Source organism: Pseudomonas sp. R4-15, assembly GCF_055768815.1.
The window spans coordinates 3,612,853-3,626,735 of the sequence record NZ_CM147293.1; the positions used below are offsets into that span (position 1 = coordinate 3,612,853).

17 protein-coding genes, 1 tRNA gene and 1 pseudogene are annotated in these 13,883 nt (G+C 64.1%); 11 read left to right on the forward strand and 8 right to left on the reverse strand.

Annotated elements, in window-relative coordinates; all coding sequences use genetic code 11:
* Window positions 1–217 precede the first annotated feature (217 nt).
* Window positions 218–454 carry a DUF4224 domain-containing protein gene (locus ACYRGX_RS17380; protein WP_473053699.1) on the forward strand — a complete coding sequence of 79 codons (237 nt, stop codon included), beginning with the start codon at window positions 218–220 and terminating at the stop codon, window positions 452–454.
* A 1-nt stretch (window position 455) separates the two neighbouring features.
* Entirely contained in the window at window positions 456–1,523 is a 1,068-nt protein-coding gene (locus ACYRGX_RS17385; protein WP_473053700.1) for a phage integrase, read from the forward strand.
* 263 nt (window positions 1,524–1,786) lie between these two features.
* On the opposite strand, the gene ACYRGX_RS17390 is transcribed toward ACYRGX_RS17385, so the two are convergent.
* Together ACYRGX_RS17390 and ACYRGX_RS17395 are read right to left on the reverse strand one after the other, a co-directional pair.
* Window positions 1,787–2,221 (reverse strand): methyl-accepting chemotaxis protein, encoded by a 435-nt coding sequence (locus ACYRGX_RS17390; protein WP_473056717.1) that lies wholly within the window; start codon window positions 2,219–2,221, stop codon window positions 1,787–1,789.
* Window positions 2,222–2,329: 108 nt separating this feature from the next.
* Window positions 2,330–3,106: pseudogene (locus ACYRGX_RS17395) on the reverse strand (PAS domain-containing protein); the annotation flags it as partial.
* 139 nt (window positions 3,107–3,245) lie between these two features.
* Here ACYRGX_RS17395 and ACYRGX_RS17400 point away from each other — a divergent pair.
* The 7 genes from ACYRGX_RS17400 to ACYRGX_RS17430 all read left to right on the forward strand — a co-directional run bounded on the left by ACYRGX_RS17400 (window position 3,246) and on the right by ACYRGX_RS17430 (window position 6,944).
* Window positions 3,246–3,332 (forward strand) — tRNA-Leu (locus ACYRGX_RS17400).
* Between the two features lie 161 nt (window positions 3,333–3,493).
* A complete protein-coding gene (gene tusD, locus ACYRGX_RS17405) occupies window positions 3,494–3,889 on the forward strand; it encodes a sulfurtransferase complex subunit TusD (protein ID WP_473053701.1) in 396 nt (131 codons plus the stop codon).
* Window positions 3,886–4,245, forward strand: a complete 360-nt coding sequence (tusC, locus tag ACYRGX_RS17410; protein ID WP_473053702.1) for a sulfurtransferase complex subunit TusC — start codon at window positions 3,886–3,888, stop codon at window positions 4,243–4,245. Before tusD ends, tusC begins: the two co-directional genes overlap by 4 nt.
* On the forward strand, window positions 4,245–4,538 hold the full coding sequence (gene tusB / locus ACYRGX_RS17415) for a sulfurtransferase complex subunit TusB (protein WP_473053703.1): 294 nt from the start codon (window positions 4,245–4,247) through the stop codon (window positions 4,536–4,538). The genes tusC and tusB overlap by 1 nt, the downstream gene beginning before the upstream one ends.
* Entirely contained in the window at window positions 4,535–4,870 is a 336-nt protein-coding gene (locus tag ACYRGX_RS17420) for a TusE/DsrC/DsvC family sulfur relay protein (protein ID WP_473053704.1), read from the forward strand. Before tusB ends, ACYRGX_RS17420 begins: the two co-directional genes overlap by 4 nt.
* The gene (locus tag ACYRGX_RS17425; RefSeq protein ID WP_473053705.1) at window positions 4,861–5,856 is read left to right on the forward strand and encodes a glycosyl transferase family protein; all 996 of its coding nucleotides are present in this window, start codon (window positions 4,861–4,863) and stop codon (window positions 5,854–5,856) included. Before ACYRGX_RS17420 ends, ACYRGX_RS17425 begins: the two co-directional genes overlap by 10 nt.
* 86 nt (window positions 5,857–5,942) lie before the next feature.
* On the forward strand, window positions 5,943–6,944 hold the full coding sequence (locus ACYRGX_RS17430) for a glutathione S-transferase family protein (RefSeq protein WP_473053706.1): 1,002 nt from the start codon (window positions 5,943–5,945) through the stop codon (window positions 6,942–6,944).
* A 4-nt stretch (window positions 6,945–6,948) separates the two neighbouring features.
* Here the strand turns inward: ACYRGX_RS17430 and ACYRGX_RS17435 are convergent, their stop codons facing one another.
* On the reverse strand, window positions 6,949–7,302 hold the full coding sequence (locus ACYRGX_RS17435) for a hypothetical protein (RefSeq protein WP_473053707.1): 354 nt from the start codon (window positions 7,300–7,302) through the stop codon (window positions 6,949–6,951).
* Window positions 7,303–7,556: 254 nt separating this feature from the next.
* Here ACYRGX_RS17435 and ACYRGX_RS17440 point away from each other — a divergent pair, with 254 nt between their 5' ends.
* Together ACYRGX_RS17440 and ACYRGX_RS17445 are read left to right on the forward strand one after the other, a co-directional pair.
* Window positions 7,557–7,826 (forward strand): hypothetical protein, encoded by a 270-nt coding sequence (locus tag ACYRGX_RS17440; RefSeq protein ID WP_473053708.1) that lies wholly within the window; start codon window positions 7,557–7,559, stop codon window positions 7,824–7,826.
* A 249-nt stretch (window positions 7,827–8,075) separates the two neighbouring features.
* On the forward strand, window positions 8,076–9,107 hold the full coding sequence (locus ACYRGX_RS17445; protein ID WP_473053709.1) for a DNA topoisomerase IB: 1,032 nt from the start codon (window positions 8,076–8,078) through the stop codon (window positions 9,105–9,107).
* On the opposite strand, the gene ACYRGX_RS17450 is transcribed toward ACYRGX_RS17445, so the two are convergent.
* From ACYRGX_RS17450 to ACYRGX_RS17470, 5 genes are all read right to left on the reverse strand, one after another.
* On the reverse strand, window positions 9,091–10,044 hold the full coding sequence (locus tag ACYRGX_RS17450; protein WP_473056718.1) for a sensor domain-containing diguanylate cyclase: 954 nt from the start codon (window positions 10,042–10,044) through the stop codon (window positions 9,091–9,093). The genes ACYRGX_RS17445 and ACYRGX_RS17450 overlap by 17 nt on opposite strands.
* Window positions 10,044–11,033, reverse strand: coding sequence for a response regulator (locus tag ACYRGX_RS17455; protein ID WP_473053710.1), 990 nt, complete (start codon window positions 11,031–11,033; stop codon window positions 10,044–10,046). The genes ACYRGX_RS17450 and ACYRGX_RS17455 overlap by 1 nt, the downstream gene beginning before the upstream one ends.
* A gap of 74 nt (window positions 11,034–11,107) precedes the next feature.
* Window positions 11,108–11,692 (reverse strand): Fe-S biogenesis protein NfuA, encoded by a 585-nt coding sequence (nfuA, locus tag ACYRGX_RS17460; RefSeq protein WP_473053711.1) that lies wholly within the window; start codon window positions 11,690–11,692, stop codon window positions 11,108–11,110.
* A gap of 75 nt (window positions 11,693–11,767) precedes the next feature.
* The gene (locus ACYRGX_RS17465; protein ID WP_473053712.1) at window positions 11,768–12,778 is read right to left on the reverse strand and encodes an acyltransferase family protein; all 1,011 of its coding nucleotides are present in this window, start codon (window positions 12,776–12,778) and stop codon (window positions 11,768–11,770) included.
* Window positions 12,779–12,911: 133 nt separating this feature from the next.
* Window positions 12,912–13,793, reverse strand: coding sequence for an ATP-binding protein (locus ACYRGX_RS17470; RefSeq protein WP_473053713.1), 882 nt, complete (start codon window positions 13,791–13,793; stop codon window positions 12,912–12,914).
* Between the last annotated feature and the right edge of the window lie 90 nt (window positions 13,794–13,883).

Consider the following 13,883-nt stretch of genomic DNA (forward strand, 5'->3'; position numbering starts at 1 on the left):
CCCCTGGGAGTTAACGTCGCCCCTGCACATCCGCTGCCCGCTCTGCGGCGCGATAGGCCAGCGCTGGCCGACCAGCCGTGAGCGTGACGAGTATCGCGCCGGCACCTGGATCTATCTCCGGCATCGCAGCGCCAGCACGCAACACCACGCATAAGCCCTCTCGGGCAACACCACATCACAAACACGCTGCCGGCGGCGCCGGCGGAGAGGTATCGCTATGTCCGACGTTTCGGAGTTCCTCAGCGAGGAAGAGCTCGCGACGATGATCGGCGCCAAGTCGCCGCGCCGCCAGGCAAGCTGGCTCGACGAAAAAGGGTGGCGCTACGAGCTGAACGCTGCCAAGCGCCCAGTTGTTGGGCGAATCTATGCGCGGCTGAAGCTGGCGGGTGTGAAGCCCTCAGCATCCAGCGCAGTGGACGAGCCGTGGAATCTGGATTTGTCGAAGGTGAGTTGAGATGCGCCCGAAGGGACCGAAGAACAGGGAACTGCCGCAACGCCTGCTCAAACGAACCCGTCTGCTGAAATCGGGGAAGACCTGGGTGGGCTACTACTACAACGGGCGGGATGAGTTCGGGAATCGGAAGGAAATTCCGCTGGGGAGCGACCTGCAGGACGCCAAGGTCGAATGGGCGAGACTGGAGCGCAAAGCCGTGCCGAAGGCCTCGCATCTGATGGGGGCGATCTTCGATCGCTACGAGCGCGACATCATCCCCGGAAAGGCGGCGCGAACCCGCAGGGACAACGCAGCAGAGCTCAAGCAGCTGCGCGCGGCGTTCGAGACCGCACCTATCGACGCGATCACCCCGCAGGTTGTGGCGCAGTACCGCGACGCCAGGTCGGCGAAGACCCGAGGTAATCGTGAGATCGCCCTGCTGTCGCACGTGTTCAACGTAGCGCGCGAGTGGGGACTGACCGAGAAGGAGAACCCCTGCGCCAGGGTTCGCCGCAACAAAGAGCGCCCTCGCGACTACTACGCCGCCGAGGACGTATGGGCGGCCGTCTACCAGGTTGCGGTACCCGAGTTGAAAGACGCCATGGACCTGGCCTACCTGACCGGCCAGCGCCCTGCTGACACCATCAAGGCTTCCACGGGCGACATCGCCGGCGAGTTCCTGCTGGTGCGCCAGGGCAAGACCGACAAGCGCCTGCGCATCAGGCTGCAGCAAGATGGCCAGCCGACAGGCCTGGGCGTGTTCGTCGAGGCTCTGCTGGAGCGCCGAAGCCTGGCCGGCATCCGCACCTCGCAGCTCATCACCAACGCCGGCGGCCTGCGGATGAGCCATGCGATGTTGCGCAACCGGTGGGACGAGGCGCGAGAGCGCGCGGCGGCCGCGGCGCTGCAAGCGGGCGACCAGGCGCTGGCCGAGCGCATCCGCCAGTTCCAGTTCCGCGATATCCGCCCGAAGGCTGCCAGCGAGATCGAGGACCTGACCCGCGCCAGCCGATTACTCGGACACAGCGAGCAGGAAATCACCCGCCAGGTGTACCGCCGCGTCGGCGAGATCGTCAGCCCGACGAAGTGAAAACAGCCCTGAAATCGTTTCCGCAATAAAAGGAAGGCCCCGCGCCCTTATTGGCCTTCAAGGCGATTCTATATAGATAGTTGCGGAGACGATTTCGTTATAAGGCGTTGATCTAATTCAGTTTGGATACCGGATTGCAAATCCGTGTACGCCGGTTCGATTCCGACCTCGGCCTCCACTATTGAAAACCCCGAAAGCTCCGGCTTTCGGGGTTTTTTCTTGCCTGTTCGAAAACAGCGCTCCTCGGCTCGACGCCATGGGCGCTATTCGTCACCTTGCAGATCGGTAAAGCGCGCCACGGCACTCACTACCTGCTGCGCGTCTTCCTGAATCTCGCTGATGACGGTCTGCGCCTGGCTCGCCAGGTCCAGCCCCTGCTCGACCTGCGAGGTACTGCTGCGCATGCTTTCGACCGCCGCCTGCGCCAGCTCCTGGTTACGCTGGACCACCTCGAAGATTTCCTCGGTTGCAGCGCTCGTGCGGCTGGCCAACTGGCGCACCTCGTCGGCCACCACGGCAAAACCGCGTCCCAGCTCCCCCGCCCGGGCCGCCTCGATGGCCGCATTCAGCGCCAGCAGGTTGGTCTGCTGGGCGATCCCCCCGATGGTCTGCACGATGGCGTTGATCTTCAACGACTGTCCACCCAGATCCTCTATCCCGCGGGAAGCGGCTTGTGCCTGATCGGAAATACGCCGCATCACCGCCACCGTCTCCTCGGTGACCTGCGCACCACGGCGGGTGCTCTGGTCAGTGCGCAGCGAAACGCTGTGGGCGACGGCCGCCGCTTGCGCCACCTCCTCCTCGCGCACGACCTGGTCGGTGACGTCCACCGCGAACTTCACCACCTTGTAGATGCGGTCACGGGTATCGAGCACCGGGTTGTAGGAGGCCTCCAGCCAGATCACCCGTCCGGCGCTGTCCAGACGCTTGAAGCGCCCTGAGACGTACTCCCCTCGACGCAGGCGCTCCCAGAACAACTGATAGTCAGGGGACTCCGCTTCCTCGGGCTCGCAGAACATGCGGTGATGGCGCCCCTGGATCTGCTCCAGGCGGTAACCCATGGCCTCGAGAAAGCGCTCGTTGGCCGACAGCACCTGGCCCTGCAGGTCGAACTGGATAACCGCGGTGGAACGCAGCAAGGCACGAATGAAGCCCTCGTTCTCCTTGTTGCGCTCGACGTTTTCGGTCTCGTCGTGGGCAAAGCAGACGGTCCTGACCACGCGACCCTGAGCGTCCTTGAGCGGCTGGCAGACGGTGTGCAGCCACATCTCGTGGCCGTCCTTGCGCAGGAAGCGATAATGGTCACGTACATGGCGCCCTTCGCGAATGGACGCCTTGAAGCGCTTGAAGCAATTCAACTCACGTACGTAGTCGGGAATGATGTCCCCCAGCGAACGCCCGATGAATTCCTCCTCGCTGTAGCCCAGCACCTCGGTGAAACGCCGGTTGATGTGCAGCACCCGCTCCTGCGCATCGATACTGAAGGTGATCATCTCCTGATTCAGCGCCTCGTCCACCTGCCTCGAAGCCAAAAGCTCGGCCTCCAAGTGGGCAATCCTTTCCTTTAACTTGCGATTGAACATCCCTCTGCCCCCCCGATCATGACCACTGATTCCAAGGCTAGCGGCAAATCCGCAGATTGCCCGGCAAGCGGTCGGACAGGCGCATGCCTTGCCTGGGCGGGCCTCGCTGTATATAGTCGCGGCCCTTCAAGCAGCTACCGCCCGAATGGCGAAATCGGTAGACGCAGGAGACTTAAAATCTCTCGCCAGCAATGGCATGCCGGTTCGAGTCCGGCTTCGGGCACCACTTCTGCATCCACTCAACGCCACGCCCGGTCCGCTACGGATCGCTGCTCTGTGGACGAGTCGCCTGGCGTGGCTTTATCGTGATGAACCGCCAGGCATCCGCAGCAGCCACATGCCGGGCACAGGCCCACGTAACGCGCTGTTGCGCACGAGTCGCGCCGTATGGACTTCGCCGTCGCCCTCTTCAGCCCTCCGCACTCGCCCGCCTCGCGGCGCGCGCTGCGCTTCTGTGAGGCCGCGCTGGCCTCAGGCCACCGGATCGTGCGGCTGTTCTTCTATGCCGACGGCGTGCTCAATGCGTCCTCCAGCATCGTCAGCGCTCAGGACGAGGCCGACCTCCCGGCCCAGTGGCGCGCCCTGATCGAACGCGAATCCCTCGACGCGGTGGTGTGCATCGCCGCCGCCCTGCGACGTGGCGTGCTGGATGACGGCGAGGCCACCCGCTATGGGCGCCCCGGCGCCAGCGTCCAGCCGCCCTGGACGCTTTCCGGACTGGGTCAGTTGCACGAGGCCAACCAGCTCTGCGAACGCCTGCTGTGCTTTGGAGGCGATGCATGAGCCGCTCGCTGCTGCTGATCTGCCGTCGCGCGCCCTGGAGCGGCCCGGGCGCCCGCGAGGCCTTGGACATCGCACTGGCCGGCGGCGCCTTCGACCTGCCCATCGCCTTGCTGTTTCTCGACGACGGTGTCCTGCAACTCGCGCCCGGGCAACGCCCGACAGCGCTCGAACAAAAGGACCTGGCGGCCAATCTACGCGCACTGCCGATGTTCGGCGTGGACGAGCTCTACGCCTGCGCCGATAGCCTGGCTGCGCGCGGGATCGCCGCCGCCGATACGCAGCCATCGGCGCAATGCCTGGATTCGGCGGAACTGCGCGCCCTGCTGGCACGCTTCGATCAGGTGATCACGCTCTGATGAGTACCTTGCATATCCTCAGTCACTCGCCACATGCCAGCGATCGCCTGGACAGTTGCCTGCGCCTACTGGCCGAGGACGATGGCCTGCTGCTGTGCGGCGATGCGGTCTATGCCCTCGTCCCCGGCAGCCGCCTGCACGCGCGTTTGCAGGCGCTGGCGCCCACGCACCTCTATGCGCTGGCCGAAGACCTGGAGGCACGCGGACTGCAGGCGACACCGGCGCAGGCCCTGGACTACCCCGGGTTCGTCGAGCGCTGCACGGCCTACGACAAGGTCAACGGCTGGCTATGAGCACTCTGCAACTTGGATCGCGGCATATCGCGCTGGATCAGGACGATTGTCTGGTCGACCTCAACGACTGGGATGAGGACGTTGCCCAGGCACTGGCCGCACGGGAAGGCATCGAACTCTCGGCGGCACATTGGGAAATACTGCACCTGTTGCGCGCGTTCTACGCGGAATTCCAGCTCTCCCCCGCGACCCGCCCGCTGGTCAAGTACGTCGCACAGCAGCTGGGGCCCGACAAGGGCAACGGCCAGCATCTCAACCGCCTCTTCAACGGACGCGCGGCGAAGCTGGGCGCACGCCTGGCTGGCCTGCCCAAACCGAGTAATTGCCTGTGAACACTCCCGCCGAACATCCTTTCGCCCAGTACGTCCGCATTCTCGGCAAGGGTAAGCGCGGGGCCCGCGGACTGACGCGGGAAGAGGCCCGCGAGGCCATGGGCATGCTGCTCGACGGCAGCGTCGAGGAGGTCCAGCTGGGCGCCTTCCTGATGCTGCTGCGGCACAAGGAGGAAAGTGCGGAAGAGCTCGCCGGCTTCGTCGAAGCGGTACGCGCACGCCTGCATGTGCCCGCTCTGCGCCTGGATATCGACTGGCCCAGCTACGCCGGCAAGAAGCGGCATCTGCCCTGGTACCTGCTCGCCGCCAAGGCCCTGGCCAACGGCGGCCTGCGCATTCTGATGCACGGTGGCGATGCGCACACCGCGGGGCGGCTGTACAGCGAACAGTTGCTGGAGGGGCTGGACATTCCCCGCTGCAGCGACTGGCAGGAGGTGTCCCAGGCGCTGGATGCCGGGCAGTTGGCGTTTCTCCCGCTGGCCAATTGGATGCCGCCGCTGCAGCGCATGATCGAGATGCGCAACCTGCTCGGTCTGCGCTCCCCGGTGCATTCACTGGTGCGACTGGTCAATCCCGGCGCCGCCCAGTGCGGCCTGCAAAGCATCTTTCATCCCGGCTATGCGCCGATCCATCGTGAGGCCAGCCGCCTGCTCGGCGACCGCGCCATCGTCATCAAGGGCGAAGGCGGTGAGATCGAGGTCAACCCCGACGTCGATTGCCAATTGTTCGCCTGCGCCGATGGCGAAGCCCGTGACGAGCGCTGGCCGGCGCTTTCGGAACAACGCCAAGTGAAGCCCGAGCGCCTCGATCCCGACCACCTGTTGGCGGTGTGGCATGGGGACGCCGAAGACAACTACGGCATGCAGGCCTGCCTGGCGAGCATGGCGCTGGCGCTGCACGGCCTGGGTCGCCCCCGGGACGAAGCCTTCAGCGAAGCACAGCGCCTCTGGAACCAGCGCCACGAATCGATCCGCTCGATAGGTTAGAGTGGCTTTTTGAGCCTTTCCATCGAACAGCTACCGTTAGACTCGGTCATTCAAGAGAGAACCAGTCCGGAAAGAGGTAGCTAACGATGGGATTGCTCGTCGATGGACAGTGGCGTGACCAGTGGTACGAAAACGATGAGGACGGCAATTTCCGCCGCGAACAGGCTCAACGCCGTCATTGGGTAACCGCCGATGGTCGCCCAGGCCCCAGTGGCGAAGGCGGCTTCGCCGCGGAACCCGGCCGCTATCACCTCTATGTCTCCCTCGCCTGCCCCTGGGCCCACCGCACGCTGATCTACCGCCAGCTCAAGGGCTTGCAGACAATGATCGACGTCTCCGTAGTGAGCTGGCTGATGGGTGAGAACGGCTGGACCTTCGACCCCGCCCACGGCTCCAGCGGCGACGCCCTCGACGGCCTGCAGATGCTGCACCAGCGCTATACCAGCGACGATCCGCACTACACCGGCCGGGTCACGGTGCCGGTACTCTGGGACAAGCAGCAGCAACGCATCGTCAGCAACGAATCGGCGGAGATCATCCGCATGTTCAACGAGGCCTTCGACGACCTCAGCGGCTCGCGCCTGGACCTCTATCCGCAGCCCTTGCGGGAAGCGATCGATGCTTGGAACGAGCGCATCTACCCGCGCGTGAATAACGGGGTCTATCGCGCCGGCTTCGCCACCCGCCAGGAGGCCTACGAAGAAGCCTACACGGCGCTTTTCGAAGAGCTCGATGCGCTGGAGAAGCACCTGTCCAAGCAACGCTACCTGGCCGGTGAATTCCTCACCGAAGCCGATATCCGCCTGTTTACCACGCTCATACGCTTCGACGCGGTCTACCACGGTCACTTCAAGTGCAACCGCCAGAAGCTTGCCGAATTCCCCCAGCTTTCCGGGTGGCTACGGGAGCTCTACCAGTGGCCGGGAATCGCCGAGACGGTGGACTTCACCCATATCAAGCACCATTACTACGCCAGTCATCGCACCATCAATCCGACCGGCATCGTACCCGCCGGCCCGGCCCTGGATCTCGCCGCAGCGCACGAACGGCAACACCTGCCGGGACAGGGGATCTGGCAGCGCAGCTGAGCCGCTACAATCCAGGCGCGGCGGCGCCACCGACACGACCTCCCGAAGCGCCGTTGGCCGAGTTGCCCGTGGCGGGCTGTCCCGGCGTGGGGGTGTTGGTCGGTGAGCCAGGCGTGACGGTCGAGCGCCCCTGCCCTGTGGTCGGGGAGCCCGGCGTTACCGTGGAACGGCCTTCCGCCGCCGTACCGTTCGGCGAGGAGTCCCGGCGAATCGCATTGACGTCTTCGCCCGTCTGCTGCCGTTCGCTCTCCATCTGATCGCCGATCGCTTGCCGTTGTTGTTCCAGTGTCTGCGCCTGCACTCCCGACGCCAAAAGCGCCGCCGACACGAGAAATCCACCGAGGATGTGCCTCTTCATCTCCGCTCTCCAGTGAGGGTTCACGGCGTTGGACAACAGCGCGCCGGTGGCGACTCACACGCGCCTCCCTACGCCTAAAGTCGAAGAAATCGGCCTCAGATAGCGTATTGACAGGCAAAAAATTAACTTCAAACGACATTAAATTATTAATTTGGGACTTGACGTGACTTTGAACTTGCGACGGTCATCAATATCCAAGACCGAGCGGCAATTACTGCCGATCACCATTCCCCGGCACCTTGAGAGAGCACTCCATGAACGCGCAGCTCCGTGTCAACGAAGCCCTGCTGATCGCCGACCACGCCTTCAAACCCTTCAAATGCATCGCCTGGGCGCCGCTGGACGGCACCGGTGAGCTGAGCCTGTCGGTTCTCGATGGCAACTGGACCCGCGTGCTCGGACGCCGTGGCATTACCAGCGCTGTCTACCGCGATCCGTCGCAATTGGCCGAGGTCCTCGAACAGGCCCGCCAAGAGTTGACCAGCGGCGGTTTCGCCCTGCAGCCCTGGACCATGCCCGCCTGACAAGTCCTGCGTTCAGCGTCCGCCACTGCCGCCTCCGGGCGGCAGTTTCGTTTCTGCAGGTCTCGCCGTCTTGGCGCCCGAAGCCAGCGAGGGACGACGGGTGGCACGAACGCGCCCTATCACGCAGAGGTCAATGGGTGTACAGCCCCAGGATTCCTCAGCATGTCCGCCGACCACTGCGCAATCACTCCGCTCCAGCCCCACGATCAACCGGGCCTATTCGGCTTGGGCGTGTAACTCATGCCGCCGATGGATGCTGAAGAAGCCGGCCTGCATTATGTCGAGGACAGCGCCGCCGGCTATCGGCGGCGGCGTCAGGGCAAGCGCTTCATTTATCTGGACAGCGACGGCGAACGCCTCCGCGACCCGCGGGAAATCGCCAGGATCGACGCTCTGGCCATACCGCCGGCCTATCGCCGCGTGTGGATTTGCGCGGATCCCCTGGGACACCTGCAAGCCACGGGCTTCGATGCCCGCGGTCGCAAGCAGTATCGCTATCATCCCCGCTGGCGCGAACTGCGCGATACGCACAAGTACCACCGCATGCTGGCGTTCGCTGAAGCCCTGCCACGCTTGCGCGCACGCGTCGAAGCGGACCTCGCGCGCCCGGGGCTGGGCCGGGAAAAGGTGATGGCGACTGTCGTCGCCCTGCTCGATCAGACGCTGATACGCGTCGGCAATGACCGCTACGCCCGGGACAATCGCTCCTTCGGACTGACCACGCTACGCACCCGGCACGTGGAGCTTGAGGGCAGTTCGATTCGTTTCCACTTCCGCGGCAAGAGTGGCGTCGAGCAACGCGTCAGCCTGCGCCATCGTCGCCTGGCGAGCACCCTGCGCCGATGCCTGGAGCTACCGGGGCAGCAACTGTTCCAATACCTGGACGATGACGGCAAGCGGCACTCGATCGACTCCAGCGATGTGAACGCCTACCTGCAGACGCATGGCGGCGACTTCACGGCGAAGGACTATCGCACCTGGGGGGGTAGCGTACTGGCGCTGCAACGCCTGGTGGAGTGCACCTGGCAGCCTCAGACTCAGGCACGAAGAGAGGTCGCGGACACGTTGAAGGCGGTGGCAAGGCAGCTAGGCAATACACCGGCCGTGTGCCGCAAGTGCTACGTCCACCCGCGAATATTCGAGTGCTTCGCCTGTGGCGCCCTCGCCCAATTGCCCAAGGCACGCGCACGCAAATGGCTGGATCGCGAAGAGGTGGCGCTGCTGCGCTTCCTGCAGGAGGCGGAAAGCCAACTGCAGGACGAACTCAGAGAAAGCGCGTGACGCGGTTGCGCCCAGCCTGCTTGGAGCGATATAGCGCCTGATCGGCCCGCTCCACCAAGGCACTGGATTGCAGATCACCGACGTCGAATTCCGCCACACCCAGGCTGATGGTGAAGACGATCGACTGCCCCAGATGCTCTACGGAAAGTCGTTCAGCGGCTTGACGCAGACGCTCTGCGAAGTCCAGGGCGCCCTGACTGTCGGTATCCGGCAGCAGTACCGCGAACTCTTCGCCGCCGTAGCGCGCGACCAGGTCGCACTCGCGAACCTCCTCGCGAATCAGCGCGGCGAGACGGCGAATCACCTCGTCACCGCTGGGGTGCCCGTAGCTATCGTTGATCCGCTTGAAATGATCGATATCCAGCAGGACCAGCGAGCTGGTACCGCCATAGCGGTGGTGACGCAGACACGTCTGGCGCAGGGATTCCTCCCAGTAGCCACGGTTGTACAGGCCCGATAGCGCATCGGTGCGCGAGAGCTCGCGCAACTGTGCGTTGGCGGCCTGCAACTGCCGGCGATTGATCGCCACATCGGTGACGTCGTAGATCACCAGGCAGATCTGCCGCACCACGCCATCGATGCCGCGCAACGGCAACAGGGTGGTGTTCTGGTACATGAACGCCTCCTGCCCGGTGATCGGCTGATAGTTCTCGAAGCGCAGCAGGAAGGGCCGCTGCTCCCAGTTGGTGAAGCCCGGCACGCCCAACGTGGCGACGCTCTCCACCTTACGGCGAAACCAGGCCTCATCCACTTCGGGAAAGAGGGTGAAGAAATTCTGCTGGCAGGCGGCGGAATACTCCACGCCCGAGCGGTTCTCCATGAAACTGTTCCAGACCTCGACACGGAAGTCGCGATCGAGCACCACTACACCGACATCGATACTCTGGATGATCGTCAGCAACCAGTGGAAATCGTTGGCATCGGCTCCGGACATGATCAGTCGGCCATGAAAGAGAGACGCGTGCGCAGTCGTTCCACCGAGTCCTCGGTGAACAACAGCAGCAGGTCGAAGTGGATGTCGTGCCCCTCGAGGCTGTAGCTGAGCTCGACGGCAAGGGTCTTGCGCCAGCGCGTGCGGTTGAGGCGGATGAGTTCGTCGATGCTGCCGTGGGCACCAAGGATCTGTGGATGGCTATGGGAGAACGGCAATTCGATCTGATCGGAGATTCCCGACAAGCAGGCGCCGATCAAGACGGCACCCAGATCCAGGTACATCTCCATGCCCTGCTCGGCCTCGGCGCTGACGTCCATCAGCCGCGCCATGTCGAGCGACTCGGAATCGTGGAAGATCAGCAGCGCCTCGCCGGCGATGCCGCCACCGATGAAGCCCTGGCAGACCACGGTGACGCTTTCGTCACGCTGCGCCTCGGCCAACGCCATCTGCAACTCGCCGACTTCGAGGATGTTGACGTTCGGCAGTGGCAAGCGGACGAAGACGCCCAGCACCTTCGCCAACAGAGCGCCAGCACGTCCCATGGCGACGTTGACCGTCTCGCGGAAGGCGTCACGGAAACCCACGTTGGGGGCTTCGCGTTGCGAGGTCATCTCGCTCACGGAAGGCACATCGAGCAGACCGTGCTTGCTCAGCGTAGCCTGCAGCACCTGCGGGTCCACCGGCTTGCGCAGAAAGTCCAGCGCCCCCAGGGCGAGCACCCGGCGCACGGCCTCATCCTGTACGTCCCCGGAAATCACGATGACCTGGCAATCCAGCCGCTCCTCGCGTATCGCCGCGAGCACCTGGTAGCCGTCCATCTCTGGCATGGTGAGATCCAGCAGGACCAGTTCGGCCAACCCTTGGCGAATGGCATCGAGCCCACACCGACCGTTCTCGGCCTGGGCCACGTTCACGTCCCAGCCGGCGGGCAGTGCGCGAAGCAGTTGCTTGCGGGCCATCGCGGAGTCATCGCAGATCAGCAGGGGCAGCACGGCATCGCCACTCTCATAGGGGGAGATGAAGCCCGAAAGGCCGGTAAGCGCGCTAGGTTAGCATCAGAAAGCCACTAGTAGTAGGCATTCTCTTTGTTGCTATGGTCGGTCGCATCCCGCACCGCCTTGAGCTCGGGGATACGCTCCATCAGGGTCTTTTCGACGCCCTCCTTGAGGGTCACGTCGACCATGCCGCAGCCCTGGCAACCACCGCCGAACTGCAGGATGGCAACGCCCTCCTCGACCACGTCGATCAGCGTCACCTGCCCGCCATGGCTGGCCAGGCCGGGGTTGATTTCGGTCTGCAGGTAGTAGTTGATGCGCTCATTGAGCGGGCTTTCGTCGTTGATCATCGGCACCTTGGCATTCGGCGCCTTGATGGTCAGTTGGCCGCCCATGCGATCGGTGGCGTAGTCCACCAAGGCATCCTCGAGGAAAGGCTCGCTGACCGCGTCGATCCAGGCAGTGAAGCTCTTGAGCGCCAGCGCGCTGTCCTCGGGCTTCTGCTCGCCGGGCTTGCAGTAGGCGATGCAGGTCTCGGCATAGGGGGTGCCGGGTTGGGTGATGAACACGCGAATGCCGATACCGGCGGTGTCTTGCTTTTCCAGGAGGCCGGCCAGGTATTGCTCGGCGGCTTCGGTGATAACGATGGCGCTCATGAAAGGCTCCTCACGAATTACGCATCAGTGTACGCAATCATCGCCCGCCGATAAAGTCCTAGCATTTTTGTCAAGTTAACCCTGAAGTGCCGCCGGCTGCGCAACCAGCCGGCCACGCAGCAACCGGGTCAGGCGCCGCTCGATCAGTTCGTAGCTGGCCCAGGCCAGCGCACCTATCAGTGGAACGCAGAAGGCCAGTATCAGGTAAGGCGAAAGCCCCCAGCGTTGACTGCCATACCAGCCCAGCGACAGTACCAGGATGTGCAGGAGGTACACCGAATAGGAGCAGTCGCCGAGGCGAGCGAGCCCGCCTACCCCCGCGAAGCGACTTTCCAGGCAAAGACAGGCCGCCACCAGCACCGCGCTGGGCACGCCCCAGTGCAGCAGACGCTGGGAGTCGTCGAAGCGCGCGATGACCAGCAATGAACCCAGCACCATCGCCAGCGGTACCCAGAAGCCCTCGCGCAACCAGCCGCGCCGGTAGGCCCAGCCGATGCCCACACCGAACAGGAACTCATAGACGATGGTGTTGCGGTAGAAATCGCTCACCCAGGGCAACCGCGAGAGCCCGGCGCTGACCACGAACAGCGCAGCCCCCAGGAGCAAAGGCCGGTAGCGCTGCGGCCCTATTAGCACGAGAGCGAATATCAGGTAGAAGAGCATCTCGAAATTCAGCGTCCAGCCCACGTACAGGGTCGGATAAGGCCCGTAGCCCGCTGGGTTCTGCGCCGGAATGAAGAACAGCGAGAGCAGGAAATGCTCCAACTCGAAGCGCTGGGTAGGCATCACCGGCGCGGCGAAGACCATCAATGCCGCGGCCGCGGCGCTGCACAACCAGTAGGCGGGAACGATGCGGACGACGCGAAGCGCGAGAAAACGTCGCCAGGGCATCTCTCGCCCATCGGTGGTGAGGAATATCACCACCCCGCTGACCACGAAGAATATGTCCACGCCGACCGCCCCCCGAGTAGCGAACAATTCGCCCACCGGACCCTCGGCGTGAAAGTTGAAGAAAATCTGCATGAAGTGATGAAACACCACCACCCAGGCGGCCAACGCCCTGAGCGCTTGCAACGACATCAACATCGAACCACGTGCCCTTCTACTCCGGCGGCGCCCGCGGCGCCCACGCACGTGTGACACGATACGGCCGCAGGCTATCCGTCAGCGTGGGCATCCATGGACCGAACGGTCGATGGCCAGCGGCCATCGACCTGCCTCAAGCGAGCATCTGCAGACCGACCCACTGGCGGGCAAACTGGTAGGCGCAACGCCCATTGCGATTGCCACGACCCAGGGCGAAGCGCAGGGCGTCCTTCTCCAGGGTTTCCTCCCATGTCCAGGGCAGACCGGCGCGCGTTGCCAGCACCTCGACCCAATGGCGCACGACCTGCAGGTAGTGCTCCTGGGTGAACGGGTAGAAGGACAACCAGAGCCCGAAGCGGTCGGACAAGGCGATCTTGTCTTCCACCGCCTCGGTGGGGTGCAACTCGCCGTCGACCATCTGCCAGTTCTCGTTGTCGCTCTGCTTCTCCGGTACCAGGTGTCGCCGGTTCGAGGTCGCATAGAGCAGCACGTTGTCCGGTGCGCGCTCCAGGGAGCCATCGAGGACACTCTTGAGCACGCGGTAGTCACCCTCGCCAGCCTCGAAGGAAAGATCGTCGCAGAACACCACGAAACGCTGCGATTGGCCGGCCAGGGCCTCGACCACCCGAGGCAGGTCGGCCAGGTGGTCACGCTCGATCTCGATCAGGCGCAAGCCGGCGGCGGCGTGCTCCGCGAGCAAGGCGCGCACCAGCGAGGACTTGCCGGTACCACGGGCGCCCCAGAGCAAGGCGTGGTTAGCTGGCAGACCGGCGAGGAACTGCTCGGTATTACGCGCCAGTTGCTCACGCTGGCGATCCACGCCGAGGAGGTCCGCCAGCCGCAGGTCCAGGTCCACCTGGAGCGGCAGCAACTGCCCGCCCTGCCCTTCGCGCAGCCAGCGTGCCGCCAGGCACTGGCGCCAGTCGATCACACGCCGGGGAGGCGGTAACAGGGGATCGAGGCGCTCGAGCAGGGCCTCGGCGCGCTCGAGGAAGGCGATCAGGCGTGAATCCATGGGTACTCCGATATGCGGTGACAGGCGATCGGGTATATTAGGGCCTGTTGCCGCCCCGTTCACCGTCACACCGAAAAATCCGCTGGTACG

What these genes read in the sequence shown, in the direction of transcription:
- ACYRGX_RS17435 (WP_473053707.1), bottom strand. Translation starts at nt 7,302, where the DNA reads ATGAAGAGGCACATCCTCGGTGGATTTCTCGTGTCGGCGGCGCTTTTG.
- tusB (WP_473053703.1), top strand. Translation starts at nt 4,245, where the DNA reads ATGAGTACCTTGCATATCCTCAGTCACTCGCCACATGCCAGCGATCGC.
- nfuA (WP_473053711.1), bottom strand. Translation starts at nt 11,692, where the DNA reads ATGAGCGCCATCGTTATCACCGAAGCCGCCGAGCAATACCTGGCCGGC.
- ACYRGX_RS17390 (WP_473056717.1), bottom strand. Translation starts at nt 2,221, where the DNA reads ATGCGGCGTATTTCCGATCAGGCACAAGCCGCTTCCCGCGGGATAGAG.
- ACYRGX_RS17420 (WP_473053704.1), top strand. Translation starts at nt 4,535, where the DNA reads ATGAGCACTCTGCAACTTGGATCGCGGCATATCGCGCTGGATCAGGAC.
- ACYRGX_RS17430 (WP_473053706.1), top strand. Translation starts at nt 5,943, where the DNA reads ATGGGATTGCTCGTCGATGGACAGTGGCGTGACCAGTGGTACGAAAAC.
- ACYRGX_RS17380 (WP_473053699.1), top strand. Translation starts at nt 218, where the DNA reads ATGTCCGACGTTTCGGAGTTCCTCAGCGAGGAAGAGCTCGCGACGATG.
- ACYRGX_RS17445 (WP_473053709.1), top strand. Translation starts at nt 8,076, where the DNA reads ATGGATGCTGAAGAAGCCGGCCTGCATTATGTCGAGGACAGCGCCGCC.
- tusD (WP_473053701.1), top strand. Translation starts at nt 3,494, where the DNA reads ATGGACTTCGCCGTCGCCCTCTTCAGCCCTCCGCACTCGCCCGCCTCG.
- ACYRGX_RS17385 (WP_473053700.1), top strand. Translation starts at nt 456, where the DNA reads ATGCGCCCGAAGGGACCGAAGAACAGGGAACTGCCGCAACGCCTGCTC.
- ACYRGX_RS17470 (WP_473053713.1), bottom strand. Translation starts at nt 13,793, where the DNA reads ATGGATTCACGCCTGATCGCCTTCCTCGAGCGCGCCGAGGCCCTGCTC.
- ACYRGX_RS17465 (WP_473053712.1), bottom strand. Translation starts at nt 12,778, where the DNA reads ATGTTGATGTCGTTGCAAGCGCTCAGGGCGTTGGCCGCCTGGGTGGTG.
- ACYRGX_RS17440 (WP_473053708.1), top strand. Translation starts at nt 7,557, where the DNA reads ATGAACGCGCAGCTCCGTGTCAACGAAGCCCTGCTGATCGCCGACCAC.
- tusC (WP_473053702.1), top strand. Translation starts at nt 3,886, where the DNA reads ATGAGCCGCTCGCTGCTGCTGATCTGCCGTCGCGCGCCCTGGAGCGGC.